Source organism: Devosia litorisediminis, assembly GCF_018334155.1.
In the GTDB taxonomy this organism is placed as follows: domain Bacteria; phylum Pseudomonadota; class Alphaproteobacteria; order Rhizobiales; family Devosiaceae; genus Devosia; species Devosia litorisediminis.
Genome location: NZ_JAGXTP010000001.1, coordinates 857,185 through 872,734, shown reverse-complemented (window position 1 = coordinate 872,734; position 15,550 = coordinate 857,185). Strand labels below are relative to the sequence as shown.

General features: G+C 60.8%; 11 protein-coding genes. 1 reads left to right on the top strand and 10 read right to left on the bottom strand.

The features are described from left to right. Positions 1-49: 49 nt before the first annotated feature. The 10 genes from KD146_RS04110 to KD146_RS04065 all read right to left on the bottom strand — a co-directional run bounded on the left by KD146_RS04110 (position 50) and on the right by KD146_RS04065 (position 10,001). On the bottom strand, positions 50-370 hold the full coding sequence (locus KD146_RS04110; RefSeq protein WP_212657466.1) for a 2Fe-2S iron-sulfur cluster-binding protein: 321 nt from the start codon (positions 368-370) through the stop codon (positions 50-52). Continuing rightward, the gene (locus tag KD146_RS04105; RefSeq protein WP_212657465.1) at positions 370-1,395 is read right to left on the bottom strand and encodes an NAD(P)/FAD-dependent oxidoreductase; all 1,026 of its coding nucleotides are present in this window, start codon (positions 1,393-1,395) and stop codon (positions 370-372) included. The genes KD146_RS04110 and KD146_RS04105 overlap by 1 nt, the downstream gene beginning before the upstream one ends. A gap of 93 nt (positions 1,396-1,488) precedes the next feature. Continuing rightward, positions 1,489-2,763, bottom strand: a complete 1,275-nt coding sequence (locus KD146_RS04100) for a phosphoadenylyl-sulfate reductase (RefSeq protein ID WP_212657464.1) — start codon at positions 2,761-2,763, stop codon at positions 1,489-1,491. After that, a complete protein-coding gene (locus KD146_RS04095) occupies positions 2,750-4,408 on the bottom strand; it encodes a nitrite/sulfite reductase (RefSeq protein WP_212657463.1) in 1,659 nt (552 codons plus the stop codon). Before KD146_RS04095 ends, KD146_RS04100 begins: the two co-directional genes overlap by 14 nt. Beyond that, entirely contained in the window at positions 4,395-4,718 is a 324-nt protein-coding gene (locus KD146_RS04090; RefSeq protein WP_212657462.1) for a DUF2849 domain-containing protein, read from the bottom strand. Before KD146_RS04090 ends, KD146_RS04095 begins: the two co-directional genes overlap by 14 nt. 4 nt (positions 4,719-4,722) lie before the next feature. Further along, entirely contained in the window at positions 4,723-6,123 is a 1,401-nt protein-coding gene (cysG, locus tag KD146_RS04085; RefSeq protein WP_212657461.1) for a siroheme synthase CysG, read from the bottom strand. Positions 6,124-6,333: 210 nt separating this feature from the next. Then, complete coding sequence (locus KD146_RS04080) at positions 6,334-6,654, bottom strand: 2Fe-2S iron-sulfur cluster-binding protein (protein WP_212657460.1); 321 nt, start codon at positions 6,652-6,654, stop codon at positions 6,334-6,336. A 71-nt stretch (positions 6,655-6,725) separates the two neighbouring features. After that, positions 6,726-7,904 carry a class I SAM-dependent methyltransferase gene (locus KD146_RS04075; RefSeq protein ID WP_212657459.1) on the bottom strand — a complete coding sequence of 393 codons (1,179 nt, stop codon included), beginning with the start codon at positions 7,902-7,904 and terminating at the stop codon, positions 6,726-6,728. Continuing rightward, on the bottom strand, positions 7,901-9,496 hold the full coding sequence (locus KD146_RS04070) for a peptide chain release factor 3 (protein ID WP_212659102.1): 1,596 nt from the start codon (positions 9,494-9,496) through the stop codon (positions 7,901-7,903). Before KD146_RS04070 ends, KD146_RS04075 begins: the two co-directional genes overlap by 4 nt. 112 nt (positions 9,497-9,608) lie before the next feature. Then, complete coding sequence (locus tag KD146_RS04065; RefSeq protein ID WP_212657458.1) at positions 9,609-10,001, bottom strand: Hpt domain-containing protein; 393 nt, start codon at positions 9,999-10,001, stop codon at positions 9,609-9,611. A 357-nt stretch (positions 10,002-10,358) separates the two neighbouring features. Between KD146_RS04065 and KD146_RS04060 the strand changes: the two genes are divergently transcribed. Further along, entirely contained in the window at positions 10,359-15,530 is a 5,172-nt protein-coding gene (locus tag KD146_RS04060) for an apolipoprotein A-IV repeat region-like domain-containing protein (protein WP_212657457.1), read from the top strand. Positions 15,531-15,550: the final 20 nt, after the last annotated feature.

The window sequence follows — 15,550 nt, the reverse complement described above, 5'->3', positions numbered from 1 at the left end:
GATAGAGGTTAAACTTCTCGAACCCGACGAACAGAAATTGAACGCTAGCTCAGTCCTTGGCCGCGCTCGGTGCGAGCGTGAGCTTGAGACCATCAAGTGCGTCACTCATCAGGATCTGACAGCTCAGGCGGGAATTCTCGCGGACGTCACCGACACTGTCGAGCATATCCTCTTCCTCGTCGCTGGGCGAACCGACAATCTCGGTCCAGTCCTTGTCGACAAAGACATGACAGGTGGCACAACTCAGCGCGCCACCGCACTCGGCCTTGATGTTTAGGCCCCAGTCACGAATGACTTCCATCACCCGCCAGCCCTCGAGCCCTTCGAGCTCGTGCTGCTCACCAGCCTGGTCAGTGACGTGGATTTTCATCAGGCAACGCCCAGCTTCTTCTGCAGCTTGGTCGAGCTGGTCGTGTACTGGAACACCACCCGCTCGCCCGGTGCGACGATTGCCTTGGCAGCCTGCGCCATCAGCGCCGCTTCATGGAAACCCGACAGGATCAGCTTGAGCTTGCCCGGATAGGAATTGATGTCGCCAATCGCAAAGACACCGGGAACCGAGGTTTCGAACTTCTCGGTGTCCACCACGATGGTGTTGTCGTTGAGTTCAAGGCCCCAATCGGCAACGGGACCAAGCTTCATGGTCAAGCCGAAGAAGGGCAGCAGGCGCGTGGCCGGCACCGAAAGATCGCCGGCTGCAGTGGTCAGATGCACATGGTTGATCTGCCCGTCCTCGCCATCGAGCTTGGCGATCTGGCCGAGCTGGAAGTTCACCTTACCTTCGGCAACCAGATCCTTCATCTTGTTGACCGAGGCGGGTGCTGCCTTGAAGGCATCGCGGCGGTGCACAAGCGTCAGCGACCGCACGATGGGCTGCAGGTTCAGCGTCCAGTCGAGCGCCGAGTCACCGCCGCCAACGATCACAACGTCTTGGCCGCGGAAGTCATCCATCTTGCGGACGGAATAGAATACGGACTTGTTTTCAAAAGCTTCAATGCCTTCGACAGGTGGGCGCTTGGGCTGGAACGAGCCACCGCCAGCAGCGATCACCACAACCTTGGTATTGAAGATCTCGTCAGCATCGGTTGCCAGCTTGAACGAGCCGTCTTCCTGCTTCTCGATGGAGTTGACCATCCGATTGAAGTGGAATTCCGGCGCGAACGGCGCGATCTGCGCCATCAGATTGTCGGTCAGTGCCTGGCCGGTCACCACGGGAAAGCCCGGAATATCGTAGATCGGTTTTTCCGGATACAGCTCCGCGCACTGCCCACCGGGGCGGTCCAGAATGTCGATAAAGTGGCATTTGAGGTCAAGCAGTCCGAGTTCGAACGCAGCAAACAGCCCGCAGGGGCCCGCGCCGATCACGACGACATCAGTGGTGATTTCAGTGCTCATTGATCTCAAGTCCATCTGGAGGGCCACCGCCCTCAAATTACAGGGAATTCGTCATGCCTGGTGGTAAACCCTGACCACCAAGCTCCGCTTATATCAGGAGACGCGGCGAAGGAAGGGGCGCGTACCGACTGGCACCTCTGCAGTGCCAACAGGTTGGTAGAAAATGCCAACTTCGGGAAGCCGGTTTTCCACCAGGGCGTCGCGTGTGGGTTCGTGTGTCACCACCAGCGCATTGACCCCGCAGCGGCGCATCAGCGGAATCTGGTCCTGCAACACGTCACCAACAGCCCGGATCTCGTTAGCGTACTGGTAGCGTTCAGTTAGCAGACGTGCTGTTGAATAGCCGCGACCGTCTGTGAAGGCAGGGAACGTGATGGCAATCGAGGCAAAGCGCCCCAGATCAGCTTCGACATCCTCGATCCGATCGCCAGGTGACACCTGCAGCCCAAGAGGGTGCGGGTTGGCCAGGAACGCATCACGATTGGCAACAAACACGGGCAGCGGCACATGGGTATAGCTGGCCGTTGCTGCATCGCTCTCTTCGCTCCAGGCACGGAACGGGTCAGCCATGAAGGCGCCGTCCTTCCAGAGGGTATGTCGCTTGGAAGCTGTCATGGGAGAGGCAATCGCTCCGTTGAAATCGAAATGGATACCGCACTCTTGCTTGTTGAGGCCGCGCCAGCGTCCGGCACGCGGATCCTCACCCTCGGCAACCACCGAGGTGCAGGGCGCGCAACCGATTGATTTGTAGCCCTTAGCGAACAGCGGGTGCTCGGGCAAGGCATGCTCGATCTTGTATTGATTGACGTCAGCATCGCTGAAATAGGCCAGCGGGTTGACCTTGATGCGGTCATCGCTTGTCAGCTCGAAATGCGGCAGCACACCGCGTTCCTTGGTCTGAAAGCGCTTCCGACCTGTCACCCAGCCGGCATATTGCTCGGTGATGGGCTCCAGCGGCTCGGTCTTGCGAATATGGCAGCAGCTGTCTGGATCGGTTTCCCACAGCGTGCCCGCCGGATCAAAGCGCTTAACATCCTCGGAATTGGGATGGATCGCGTGGACATTGATCAGTCCCAGATGCTTTTTCAGCGTCTCGACATAGTCCAGCGTTTCAACGAAATGCTTGCCGGTTTCCAGGAAATAGACCGGCAGGCTCGGATCGACCTGGGCCACCAGATGCAGCAGCACGGCCGAATCCGCGCCAAACGACGAAACAATCGCCAGATCACCGGGCAGCACATCGGTTGCGGCCTGGCGCAAAACGCCAACCGCATCCATTTCGTCGAACATCCCATTGAGCGCCAGAATGCCCAGTGCCCGCAGCTTGTCGTGGACAGCAGGCACGTGGGCGGCTTTAGGCTGCGCCATACAGAGCCTCCTTGAAGGGGGCCTCACCCAGGCGACGATACGCCTCGATAAAGCTCTCTTCAGTGCTTTGACGTTGAGCAATATAGGTATCGACCAGCTTCTCGATCGCGCCGGGAACCGCATCAGCTTCAAAGCCGGGCCCGATGATCTTGCCGACGGAAGCCTGTTCAGTTGCGTCGCCGCCAAGCGTGATCTGATAGAGTTCGCCGCCTTTCTTCTCCACGCCCAGAATGCCGATATGGCCAACATGGTGATGACCGCAGGCATTGATGCAGCCTGAAATCTTGATCTTGAGATCACCGATTTCCGCCTGACGCTCCGGCGCGGCAAACTTGTGCGAGATTTCCTGCGCGATGGGGATCGAACGGGCATTGGCCAAGGCGCAAAAATCCAGACCCGGGCAGCAGATCATGTCCGTGATCAGACCGGTATTGCCGTCAGCAAGCTTGGCTTGCACCAGCGCATCATAGACAGCGCGCAAGTCGGCGACGGCCACATGGGGCAGCACCAGGTTCTGTTCGTGGGTCACGCGCAACTCATCGAACGAATAGCGCTCGGCCAGATCGGCCACGACGTCCATCTGTGCATCGGTCGCATCGCCCGGGGCGCCACCAACGGGCTTGAGCGAAATGGTGACCGAGGCATAGCCGGGCTGGCTATGGGCGTTCAAATTGTTGTCGAGCCAGCGGCCATAGGCGGGATCAATGATCGACTGATAGGCCACGTTCACGGTATTGCCCGACTGGTCGGAGAACGCAGGCGGCGCGAAATAGGTGGTGATGCGATCAAGCTCGGCCTGCGGCAGGGTCAGGACACCACCACGCACCTCGGCAAATTCGGTCTCGACCTGCCCCTTGATCGTCTCAAGGCCCTCTTCGTGCACCAGGATCTTGATGCGCGCCTTGTACTTGTTGTCGCGCCGACCATAGCGGTTGTAGACGCGCATAATGCTCTCAAGATAGGCGAGCAGATGCTCATTTGGCACGAAGCTGTTGAGCAGCTTGCCGATCATTGGCGTCCGGCCCAGACCACCGCCAACCCATACTTCCCAGCCGATATCGCCTGCAGCGTTCACCGCAGCCTGCAGGCCGATATCGTGGAAACGGATCGCGGCCCGGTCATTGGGTGAGCCGGTCATGGCAATCTTGAACTTGCGCGGCAGATAGCTGAACTCGGGGTGCAGGCTCGACCACTGACGAATGATCTCGGCAACCGGACGCGGATCAATGATCTCGTCGGCGGCGGCGCCAGCAAACTGGTCCGTCGTCACATTGCGAATGCAATTGCCGGACGTCTGGATGGCGTGCATTTCCACGCTCGCCAACTCCTCAAGGATAACCGGCACATCCTTGAGCTTGGGCCAGTTATACTGGATGTTCTGGCGCGTGGTGAAATGGCCGTAGCCACGATCATAGGTGCGCGCAATATGGGCCAGCCTGCGCATCTGCTTGCTCGACAGCGTGCCGTAAGGCACCGCAACGCGCAGCATATAGGCGTGCAGTTGAAGATAGAGGCCATTCATCAGCCGCAGCGGGCGGAACTGGTCTTCGCTCAACTCGCCCGAAAGGCGACGGTGGACCTGATCGGAGAACTGCGCCGTACGACCCGCGACAAACGCGGCGTCAAATTCGTCATATCGATACATGACCGTCCTCACCCAGATGCTGGCGGTCGTAGATCTCGCCGTTCAAAGTCAAAGGCGCGGTGGGACCCGCTGCCCGGATGCGTTCGCGCAGACGCTTGGGAACAAGCACCACGCCATCAAGTGTTACGTCTTCAATTTCGACACTGACAATGCGGCCAGTGCCCTTGGTCGCGGCGATCGCAGCGTCACGTTCGGCGAGTTCTTCTGCCCCGAATACATGCGCCGCCTGCAGGTCTTCGACCCACCGGCCTGTGGCGTCGAGATAGACCGTCCCGCCCGAAGTCAGCTCATTGCCCGTCAGAATTTGCATTTTGTCACGCTACCTTGAAGTTCTGCGCGGCGATCTGCGCGGCATTGGACCAGTCACCTGCCGCCACGGCTTCACCAACGAAAATGATTGCAGGCCCGTCTGCCAGCACCACATCACTGTCGATGAGGGACCGCAGGGTGGCCGCATATGTTGTCATCTGGGGTCGCCCGGCATTGACCACTATGCCCACCGGCAATTCCGGATTGGCGCCATGTGCGACAAGCCGGCCGGCGACCTCGGCGGCAATGGACTTGCCCATGTAGAGCGCCAGCGTCAGGCCGGACTGCGCCAGGCCGGCCCAATGCGTGAGATCGCTATCCTCGGCGCCATGCGCCGTTGCCATGACAAAGCCGCTCGATACCTTGCGCAGCGTGACTGGCGTCGCCGTGTCGGCGGCTGCTGCCAAAGCAGCACTGACGCCGGGAACGATCTTGTACGTCAGCCCGGCCTTGCGCAGCGCAGCGATCTCTTCGCCGGCACGGCCGAATACCATCGGATCGCCCGACTTGAGCCGTGCGACCTTCTTGCCCTGACGGGCCAGCCGGACGATCAGCGTATTGATCTGAGCCTGGCTGAACGAATGATGCCCCTTGGCCTTACCGACTGAAATCTGTTCGGCATCGCGCCGTCCCATCTGCACCACGGCATCGGGCACCAACTGGTCATGAACGATAACGTCGGCTTCCTGCAGCAGGCGCTGGGCGCGCAGGGTGAGCAGATCTTCCGATCCCGGCCCTGCCCCGATCAACCAAACAATGCCGGTTGCTTCGCTATTGCTCTGATGCTGCTCAAGCAAGACTTCGGCCCGGAAACGACCGGCAATCGGGCTCTGGGCGACGGCAGCTTCGACCTGGGGCGAGGTGACCAGTGCTTCATAATAGCGGCGGCGCGCAGGGCCCGTGTGAATCAGAGATTCAACGCGCTGGCGTAACCCGCCGGCCAGGCTGGCGATTTTGCCAAAGCCCGGCGGCAGCATGGCCTCGATACGGGCCCGCACCAGTCGCGCCAGCACTGGCGCATCGCCTTCGGTCGAGATCGCGACCGTCAACGGCGCGCGATCAACAATCGAAGGGGTATAGAAATCACATTCAGCCGGCACATCGACCACGTTGAGCGGGATATTGCGGGCCCGCGCTTCATCCTTGGCCAAGGCAGCATCGGCGCTCTCTTCGGCGACAAACACCAGCGCCACGCCATCGAGGTCCGAGACCGCGAAGCCGCGCTCGATGCACTGCACCGCAAAGCCGCTGAAGTCGGCTTCGATCTGACGGGAGATGATCACAATCTGCGCACTGGTCTTGGCGACCAGGCGCACCTTGTTGAGCGCCTCTTCGCCACCGCCAATAATGGCGATACGCTTGTCGCGAACCTTGAAGCTCAACGGGAAGGTGTTGAGAAGTGCCATTGAAAACCCTGCTGCTACGGTGCGTGAAATTACGCGAATCCGGGGCTTTGCAGCAAGGCTTTGAAATTCAATCGCTTTTATATTTCCCTTAGCGGGCATGGCTTGGAACAGCGCATGTGGGAAAGCTGTCCCCCCGCTAAAAGAATCTGTGCGAGGGCCAGCACAAGCAAATTTTGCTTCGCCGGACCCTGCCCAGAAATGGGCGTTACACTAGCCCTGACGTCCCGGCACATGCACAACAAGGCCGTCGAACTCGTCCTTGACCTTGATCTGGCAGCTCAGGCGGCTGGCCTCTTTCACGTCAAATGCGAAATCAAGCATGTCCTCTTCCATCATCGATGGGCCGCCGACCTTTTCGGTCCAGTCATTATCGACATAAACGTGGCATGTCGCGCAGGTGCAAGCGCCGCCGCATTCGGCGACAATGCCGGGCACGCCATTCATGATGGCCGTTTCCATCACGGTGGAGCCATTTTCGGCTTCGGTATCGATGCGTACGCCGTCCTGCTGGACAAAAGTGATCTTGGTCATGGGTCTCACGGGGTCTTGCTGTTATCTGCCGATATAGTGTGTGGCGGCGTGTTAATGAACTGCGCCCATCGTCACAGGCCAAGCAGGCCTTCAAGATAGTGCTGCTCAATGCCGAACATGGTTTTGATCTCGGCGATCTGCTTGAGCACAGCGTCACGATCACGGCCAAGCCGGCCGTCCTTTTCGGCGACGATCAGATTGTTCTTGGGGGTATGGGCGTCAGACACGAACTCGAACACCTTGGTCTTGTAGCCATTGAGTTCGAGCAGCAGGGCGCGCAGTGTATCGGTGACCATCTCGGCCTGCCGCTCCAGGAAGATGCCGTGCCGCAGCATGACCTCGAGCCGGCCATCCGGCTGGCCCGCTTCCATCTGGCGGCGGATCTGCTTGTGGCAGCACGGCGCCACCGCAATCAGCGCTGCACCAGCATTGATACCCTTGAAGATCGCATCATCAGTCGCCGTATCGCAGGCATGCAGCGCGATCACCGCATCAGCACCACTGGCATCAAAATCCATGATTGTGCCGGCCTGGAAGCTCAGCCCGTCAAAGCCCGATTGCTGCGCCGTCGAATTACCATCGCTGACCAGTTGCTCGCGCATCTCAACGCCGACGATCCCGGCGGGGCGGTTCGCAACATTGGCGAGGTAGTCATAGAGCGCAAAATCCAGGTAACCCTTGCCCGCGCCCATGTCGACGATCAGCGGCCGCTCGGTCTTGATGGCGTGGATCAACGGAGCAAAAATCTCGACCATCTTGTTGATCTGGCGGAACTTATCCTGCGCATCATTGCGCACCACGCCATCTTTGCCGGCAATACCCAGGGCTTTGAGCCAGGGCTTGTCGGTGACGGTCAGCGGACGGTTCTTGGCCCGGTTGTGATCGGTTGATGGCGCTTCGCGACCGGACACCTCGGTCCGCTTGAGCCGCATCTTGGCCCCATTGCGCTCAAAACCCATGTCGAACTCGGTCGTGGCCAATTGCGCGCTGCGGAACTCATCCTTGAGCCCGCTGCGCAACAACGCCAGGGCTTCTGGCTGAATGAAGTTCTTGATGATGTCGCGCGTCTTGTATCGGTAGGTGAAGGAGAACTTGTCCCCGTCCTTGACCGTAATTTTCTTGACCTCGATGGACTTCAGGTCCGGCTCGCTACCGTGATAGCCGCCCAGTTTCAGGCGTACCAGCGCCCCGCTCATGAAGGCGGACTTCGTCGCGCTCAGCAGCTCTTCGATACGATCAGGAGTGCTCAATGCCGTTCCTTGGTGCTCAGGAAGCGCAGCTTGGGGAAGTCCTGCTTGGCACGATCGGCCCACCAGGCATTCTGCGCCAGAAATACCGGCGCCCCGTTACGGTCCTCGGCAATGTTCATCTTGTTGGCCGCAATGAAGCGCTTGAGCTCTTCGGGCTCATCGCTCTCGATCCAGCGGGCCACCTCGTAATTGAGGCTCTCAAAGGTGATGGGAACACCATATTCCTTGTCGACGCGCGAGCTGAGCACTTCAAGCTGCAGCTGGCCGACAACGCCTACGATCCAGTCTGCACCCACCATGCGGCGGAACACCTGGGTCACGCCCTCTTCGGACAGATCCGAAAGCGCCTTGGCCATCTGCTTGGTCTTCATGTGGTCGGTCAGGCGCACGCGGCGGATGATTTCCGGGGCGAAGTTGGGAATGCCCGTCACATTGATGCTGGCGCCTTCGGTCAGCGTATCGCCAACCGAGAGCGTCCCGTGATTGGGAATGCCCACAATGTCGCCCGCTACGGCCTGTTCGGCCAGCTCGCGATCATTGCCGAAAAAGAACATCGGATTGGAGACGGCCATGTCCTTGCCCGAGCGCACATTCTTCAGGCGCATGCCGCGCGTGAAGGTGCCCGAGCAGAGGCGGACGAAGGCGATCCGGTCGCGGTGATTGGCGTCCATGTTCGCCTGCACCTTGAACACAAAGCCGGTGACCTTCTTTTCATCGGGCGAAATCGGCTCGGGAATGGCGGGCTGCGGGCGCGGCTCGGGGCCCCACTCGCCCAGCGTACGCAACAGCTCCGCCACACCAATGCCCTTGAGCGCGGAGCCGAACAGCACGGGGCTGAGATGACCGGCATGGAAGGTTTCCAGATCGAAGGCCGGCAGCATGGCCGTAGCCATTTCCAGATTTTCCAGCGCCGTCATGAAGATCGGATCTTCCACCAGCGTCTCATTGTCCAGCAGGTCTTCAATGGCCTCATATTCGGCAATCGGCTTACCCTGCGGGTTCAGCACCCGCTTTTCGAGCAGATCGAGATAACCCCGGAAATCAACGCCCTGCCCGATGGGCCACAGCACCGGTGTCAGGTCGAGCGCCAGCTTGCCCTGGATCTCATCGATCAGATCGAGTGGTGACAGACCCTCGCGATCCACCTTGTTGATAAAGGTAATGATCGGGATATCGCGCAGGCGGCAGACTTCGAACAGCTTGAGCGTCTGCGCCTCGATGCCCTTGGCCGCGTCGATCACCATGATGGCCGCGTCAACCGCGGTCAGCGTGCGATAGGTGTCTTCAGAGAAGTCGGAGTGACCCGGGGTATCGAGCAGGTTCAGCGTCAGCCCGTCATAGTCGAACGTCATCACCGAGGAGGTGATGGAAATGCCGCGCTTTTGCTCCATTTCCATCCAGTCCGAACGGGTCGAACGGGCACCGGCCTTACCGCGGACTGCACCAGCGGACTGGATCGCGCCAGCCGCCGCCAGCAGGCGCTCGGTCAGCGTGGTCTTGCCGGCGTCGGGGTGCGAAATGATCGCAAACGTGCGGCGGGTACGAAACGGTTCAAGAGTAGCCCGGTCTTGCACCGGCGCCAGATTGGTCATGCTCATGGAAACTTTGGCCTGTGGGCGCACCCACAACCAGGCCGCGGAGCGCGTCAAATATTGGCCGCTCTATAGGGCAATCCAGTGCTTTTCGTCAAATGCCGAGACCGTGTCAGGCCGGCTCATTATCCAGCATGCGGGCAATAAAACCGCTGACTTCTTCAATTGCCATGCCCAGATCGTCGACCCGCTCGGTCGATAGCGGCCGCCCGGCCTGGAGTTCGACCTCGGCCGCCTTGGCCAGATCGGCCACCGAAAACGCGCCGACGCCGCCCGAAGCACCCTTGATCGAATGCAGGTTCATCGCCAGCTCGTCAAAGCTGGACGCCAGTTTCAGGCGCGAGAAATAGGTTTTGACCGTGGCGTCATACATGCGCAGGATTTCGCATTCGAGATGCGCATCACCCAGACACTGCTTGGCAAGATGGACCAGATCGATTGGGCGTCCTGCCCGATCAACGGGGACAAAACTGAGATGTTCGGCAGTGGCCGCGCGCTGAACCATTCTGGTCGCTCCATTCTACACGGCTACGCGTCCAACAAGGACAATGCCGTGGGGACAAGCCTAGGTGGCGCAGGTGAACATGTGATTAAGCCACACCTTTGCCTTTCTTTGCCGTTCCTGATAGCCCCGAGCTTCCCCAGAAAATTAACCTATGGGTAAGATTCCGTTCGGTTTGCATCAAATTGAATGTATTAATGGGGTTTAAGCCAGCGCGCGGCGGCGAGGGTTGGGGACGATGCGGGGCATTTGCATCGAATTGTTTCCTTTTGACCATGGGCCCGGAAACGGGTCTTTGGGCATGAATACTCCTAGAGTCCGCCTTGTCGCTGTAAAGTCGACGCGAGAGTTGTAAAGAGTATGGCGAAGAACCCGACCCCCACGAACGATCCCGCCGCGCTGGCATTCTCAGCCGTCGAAGATGCCCTCAAGGAATCGGTGTTCAATATGGACAACGCCCCTCAACAGGCACCTGAGCGCAAGCCGGCAGATCCCGGCCGCAGCGACCGTCTGCGTGCCGCAGACAAGATCGCCCAGCAGGCTGGCGCCGTCGCCAATGACGACCGCTACCCTTCCAAGATCCTCTATAGCCTGCAGAACCGTTCCTCCTCGACACCAACCTGGGTGGCGCTGGCGCTCTCGGTGGTGTGGCTGGCCGTAACCGCCGCCGGCGGCTGGATGCGCTTTGGCAACCAGATCAACAATTTCGGCAATTTTGTCGGCACCATCGACTTCATCGGTCTGGTCGCCATCATGTTCGTGCCTGTCCTTGCCTTCTTCGGCATTGCCACGCTGTTCCGCCGCGCCCAGGACCTGCGCAACGCTGCGTCCTCGATCACCCAGGCCGCCATGCGTCTGGCTGAGCCTGAAGTGACCGCCGCCGACAAGGTGGCCTCGGTCGGTCAGGCCGTGCGGCGCGAAGTCAACGCGCTCGGCGATGGCCTTGAACGCGCCCTGTCGCGTGCCGGCGAGCTCGAGGTGATGATCCACAATGAAGTCACCGCGCTCGAACGCACCTATTCCGACAATGAATCCCGGATGCGCGCCCTTATCGCCGAACTGGCGAGCCAGCGCGAAAGCGTGCTGACCAATACCGACCGCGTCCGCGAAGCGATCACTGAAAGCCATACCGGCCTGGTGTTCGATCTCGACATGATCAGCCAGCGCATTTCCGGCACCATTGTTGAAAGCGGCGGCAATCTGACCCGCGCACTTGAAACCGCGGGCAACACGCTGACCAATTCGTTTGGCGAGCGTACCGAGAGCTTCGTGTCGCTGGTCGACAACCGCACCACTGACTTTATCTCTTCGCTTGACGAAAGCGCTGGTCGCCTGTCGCTGACGTTTGAAGATCAGACCGCCAAGATGGCCAGCACGCTCGACGAGCGCGCCGACCATCTGACGACCGGCGTCGACAGCCGCATCAATGCACTGACCGAAGCACTGGACGGCCGCGCCGGCCAGATCGGCGACGCCATCGATCAGCGCACCCGCGCCATCGAAGAACGCACCAACACATTCAGCGCCGCTTTCGAAGATCGCAGCCAGACCATTGCCGGCTTGATTGAATCGGGTACCGACCGCTTCTCATCGGCCTTTGACGAGCGCACCGCGGCGCTCTCGAGCCTGCTTACCGATGGCGGCGCCTCCCTGCTCAACCAGTTGCAGGATCGTGGTCACGAAGTGACTGGCGGTCTCGACATGATCGGCCAGCGCATTGCCGAGGACATTTCGTCCCGCTCGCGTGAAGCCGAAGTCCTGCTCAGCGCCCTTACCCGCCAGCTCGATGAATCGGTTTCCATTCAGCTCAACGCCATGGACAGCCGCATGCAGTCGGCGGTCATCGAGATCAATGGCGCGCTCGACGATACCTCCGAACGCGCCCGCATTACCCTGTCGAGCGCGGGTCAGGACACGCTGAGCCAGTTCGATACCCGCCTGAGCGAAATCACCAGCATCCTCGACGCACGCCTGCATGCCCTTGATGGCGTGGTCGGCGACAAGGGCGACAATCTGATCGCCCGCCTCGAAGAACAGGGCACCAGCTTTGCCGCTCGTGCCAACGTGCTCGAAATGGCGCTCAACGAAGAATCCGGCCGATTCAATGACGTGGTCAGCGAACGCACCCGCGAAATGAGCGAAGTGCTCGGCGCCCGCACCAAGGCAATTACCGAAACCCTGAGCAATCGCAGCCGCGAGCTGACGGAATCGCTCGAAGGCCATGCTGGCGTCATTGCCGAGGCCCTTGATGACCGCACCAAGGCGCTGGATGATGTTCTGGCCAACCGGTCCACGGCATTGGGCACCACATTCGAGACCCATGTGCAGGAGCTCGACGAAAAGCTCGACGCCCGTGGTCGCGACATGAGCGAAGCCATTCGCGTCCGCAGCCAGGAACTTGGGGAAACCCTGACCAGCAGCACCAGCGCCTTTGATCAGGCCATTGCAGGCCGCACGCAGCGCCTGGCCGACACGCTGTCGGAAAAGACCACGGCAATGACGCTTGAGATCGACACGCGCACCACCGATCTGGCGCAGCAGCTCGATGAGCGCACCAACACCTTGGTCGACAAGCTGGGCACCAGCACGACAACCCTGGCCGAAGAACTCGACAGCCGCACAGCGACCATTGTCGAGCAAATTGGCACCGGCACCGCAACGCTGACCACCGAGCTGGACAGCCGTGGCACCGAGCTGCGTGCAGCCCTTGATGGCGGAACCCAGCAGCTGGCGCAGGCCCTTACAACCCGTACCCAGCAGCTGTCCGAAGCGCTCAACCAGCGCACCGAGGCGCTGGGCGACACGCTGGCAACGCACACCGCCTCGCTCAGCGAAACCATTGGCATGCGCACCACCGAACTGGCCGACACCATCACCCAGCAGGGCGATGAAGCCAGCCAGAAGATCGACAACACCCTGCGCAGCGCCACCGAGACCATGAGCGAGCACGTCAACTCGATGTCCTCGATGATCGTCTCCAAGGTGTCTGAAGTGAACACGCATCTGGGCGATGGCCTGGACAGCGCGATAGCCCGTATCACCGACGCCGAGCATGGTGTCAGCGCCCGCATTGAATCGGCATCCCTGACCGTTGGCGAAAGCGCCAGCAAGGCTGCCGACCTCATCGAAGCCGGTGTCGATTCCGCCCGCAAGGCGATCACCGATATGGTGGACTCGCGTCTGGGCACCCTGCCCGAGGCCATTACCGCTCGCGCCGATATCACGGCCGATCGCCTGGCTGCGCTCAACTCCTCGATCAATACCTCGATCACCCAGTCCATGGCCGATCTCGAAGCCGGTGCAGACCGGATCGAGGAAACCATTGCCACCCGCATCACCGCGGCGACGCAGAACATCGCCACCGATATCAGCAACACCGCCAACCACATGGATGGCGCGGTGCGGACGGCTCTCGAGCAGATCCGCATTGCTGCAACCGAGGTCGACCAGTTGTTGTCGGTCAAGGCTGTTGGCGCTGTGGACCAGATCGAAACTCGCCTCACCAGCATCAACCAGTCGGTCGAAGAGCACACCAATACCTTTGCCGCCCTGGTCACCGAGAAGTCGGCAGAGCTGCAGAATTCGCTCAACAGCCACGGCAATCTGCTGCGTGACGCCCTGGGCGAGAATGCCAAGGAAGCCGAAGCCATCATGGCGGTTTCCACCTCGCGCATTCTCACCGACGTCACCTCGGCACTGGGCAAACTCAACGACTCCAACCTGCTGCTGCAGCGGGTCTTGGACGCCTCGACCGCCAATCTGGCCAACCTCGAAACCAGTGTTGCCCAGCAAACCCAGTCCTATTCGGCCACCGTACGCGACGCCATCGGCCAGACCGAACAGGCCGGTTCCATGGTCAGCCAGCACGTGGGTGCCCTGCAGGCCACCATTCGTGGCATGGTCGACGAGTTCTCCTCGATCCTGGGCCGGCTCGACGCCGAGACTGCCAACATGTCCGAGGCCACCACGGCTCTGGCCACCACCAGCGACAATGCACTTGGCAATCTCGAAGAGCGCCGCAGCGCCATGGACTCGTTGGCCGAAAGCTTCGCTTCGCGCGCCGACGATATCGATGGCCGCATGCGCATGTTCGCCCAGTCGATTGCCGACACGGTCAATGACACTGAACGCCGCCTGATCGGCGCCCGCCGCGCCATGGATGAGGCGCTCAGCGCCACCACCGGCACCGTCGTCGAAACTCTCGAACAGACCACCGGTACCATCACGCAGGCAATCCAGTCCTCGACCAACAATGTCAACGATGCGCTTTACGCCACCAATGAGCGCTTTACCTCCTCGCTCAACCAGCAGACCAATCAGGTGCACGCTGCACTTGAGGAAAATGCCCATCGCATCAGCGACGTGCTGGCCTCGACGGCCGGCAATGTCACCGATGTGCTCAACTCGACCACCGGCACGCTGGCTGACACCATCAATGACAGCTCCGCCTCGGTGCGCAACGCCATTGCGGCCAATACGGGCCAGTTCCGTCAGGCGATGGATGAGACTGCCAGCCAGGTCAATGATCGTCTGGGTAGCTTCCGCGGTGTCGCCGACGCCGAAGGCCGCCGCGCCAATGCGGCGCTGCAGGAAGCCCAGCAGCAGATGGTTGTTGAAATGCAGCGCGCTATCGAGGAAGCTACCCAGCGCTTCAACGAGACAGCACACGCCATGCGCGAAACTGCCCGCGAAGTGGGCGGCGAGCTCGAGGCGACCCGCGCCGAGCTGGCGCGCGGTGTCAACGAGCTGCCTGAGGAAACCCGCGCCAGCGCCGCTGCCATGCGTCGCGTGGTGGCCGAGCAGATCGAAGCGCTCAGCGAGCTCAACGCCATCGTGCGCAGCCAGCCCGCAACCCACGACATCAATGATCGTCGTCAGACGCAGCGCCCTGCCCGTCCTGAACCCCGCAACGAGGCACCGGCTTATCAGGCACCACGCCAGCCCGAGCCAGCCCGCGAAACCTATCGCGCCGAACCGGCACGCCAGGCACTGGTTGACCCGATCCGCACGCTGGAACGCGCCCCTGAGCCTGTGCGTCAGCCAGAACTTGCACCCGCACCGCTGCGTCAGCCAGAGCCCGCTCAGGCCGCAGCAACCGTGGCCGAGCCAGAAGCCGCGTCCCAAGGCGAAGGTGGCTGGCTGCGCGACGTATTGCGCAATGCCACCGCCAAGCAGCAGAGCACGCAGCAGGGCCAGCCTGGCCTGTCCGGTTTGACCGAAGAGATCGCCCACGCCATTGATGATGCAGCCCTGGCCGATGCCTGGGCCCGCTATCAGGCCGGCGAATCCAATGTGTTTTCCCGCCGCATCTACACCCTGGCCGGCCAGGGCACATATGATGACGTGCGCAAGAAGATGCAGCGCGAGCCTGACTTTGCCCGCACGGCCAACGCCTATATGAGCGAGTTTGAACAGTTGCTGAAACGCGCCGCTGCGGGCGCCAATCCAGCTGCCGAAACACGCGATCAACTGCTCTCAGATCGCGGCAAGGTTTACACCACGCTGGCTCATGCCAGCGGCCGCCTCGCCTGAGACCAGCCAGATTGAAATGC

Excerpts from the sequence above, each read along its gene's own strand:
- KD146_RS04110 (WP_212657466.1), bottom strand. The coding sequence starts at position 370 with ATGAAAATCCACGTCACTGACCAGGCTGGTGAGCAGCACGAGCTCGAA.
- KD146_RS04105 (WP_212657465.1), bottom strand. The coding sequence starts at position 1,395 with ATGAGCACTGAAATCACCACTGATGTCGTCGTGATCGGCGCGGGCCCC.
- KD146_RS04100 (WP_212657464.1), bottom strand. The coding sequence starts at position 2,763 with ATGGCGCAGCCTAAAGCCGCCCACGTGCCTGCTGTCCACGACAAGCTG.
- KD146_RS04095 (WP_212657463.1), bottom strand. The coding sequence starts at position 4,408 with ATGTATCGATATGACGAATTTGACGCCGCGTTTGTCGCGGGTCGTACG.
- KD146_RS04090 (WP_212657462.1), bottom strand. The coding sequence starts at position 4,718 with ATGCAAATTCTGACGGGCAATGAGCTGACTTCGGGCGGGACGGTCTAT.
- cysG (WP_212657461.1), bottom strand. The coding sequence starts at position 6,123 with ATGGCACTTCTCAACACCTTCCCGTTGAGCTTCAAGGTTCGCGACAAG.
- KD146_RS04080 (WP_212657460.1), bottom strand. The coding sequence starts at position 6,654 with ATGACCAAGATCACTTTTGTCCAGCAGGACGGCGTACGCATCGATACC.
- KD146_RS04070 (WP_212659102.1), bottom strand. The coding sequence starts at position 9,496 with ATGACCAATCTGGCGCCGGTGCAAGACCGGGCTACTCTTGAACCGTTT.
- KD146_RS04065 (WP_212657458.1), bottom strand. The coding sequence starts at position 10,001 with ATGGTTCAGCGCGCGGCCACTGCCGAACATCTCAGTTTTGTCCCCGTT.
- KD146_RS04060 (WP_212657457.1), top strand. The coding sequence starts at position 10,359 with ATGGCGAAGAACCCGACCCCCACGAACGATCCCGCCGCGCTGGCATTC.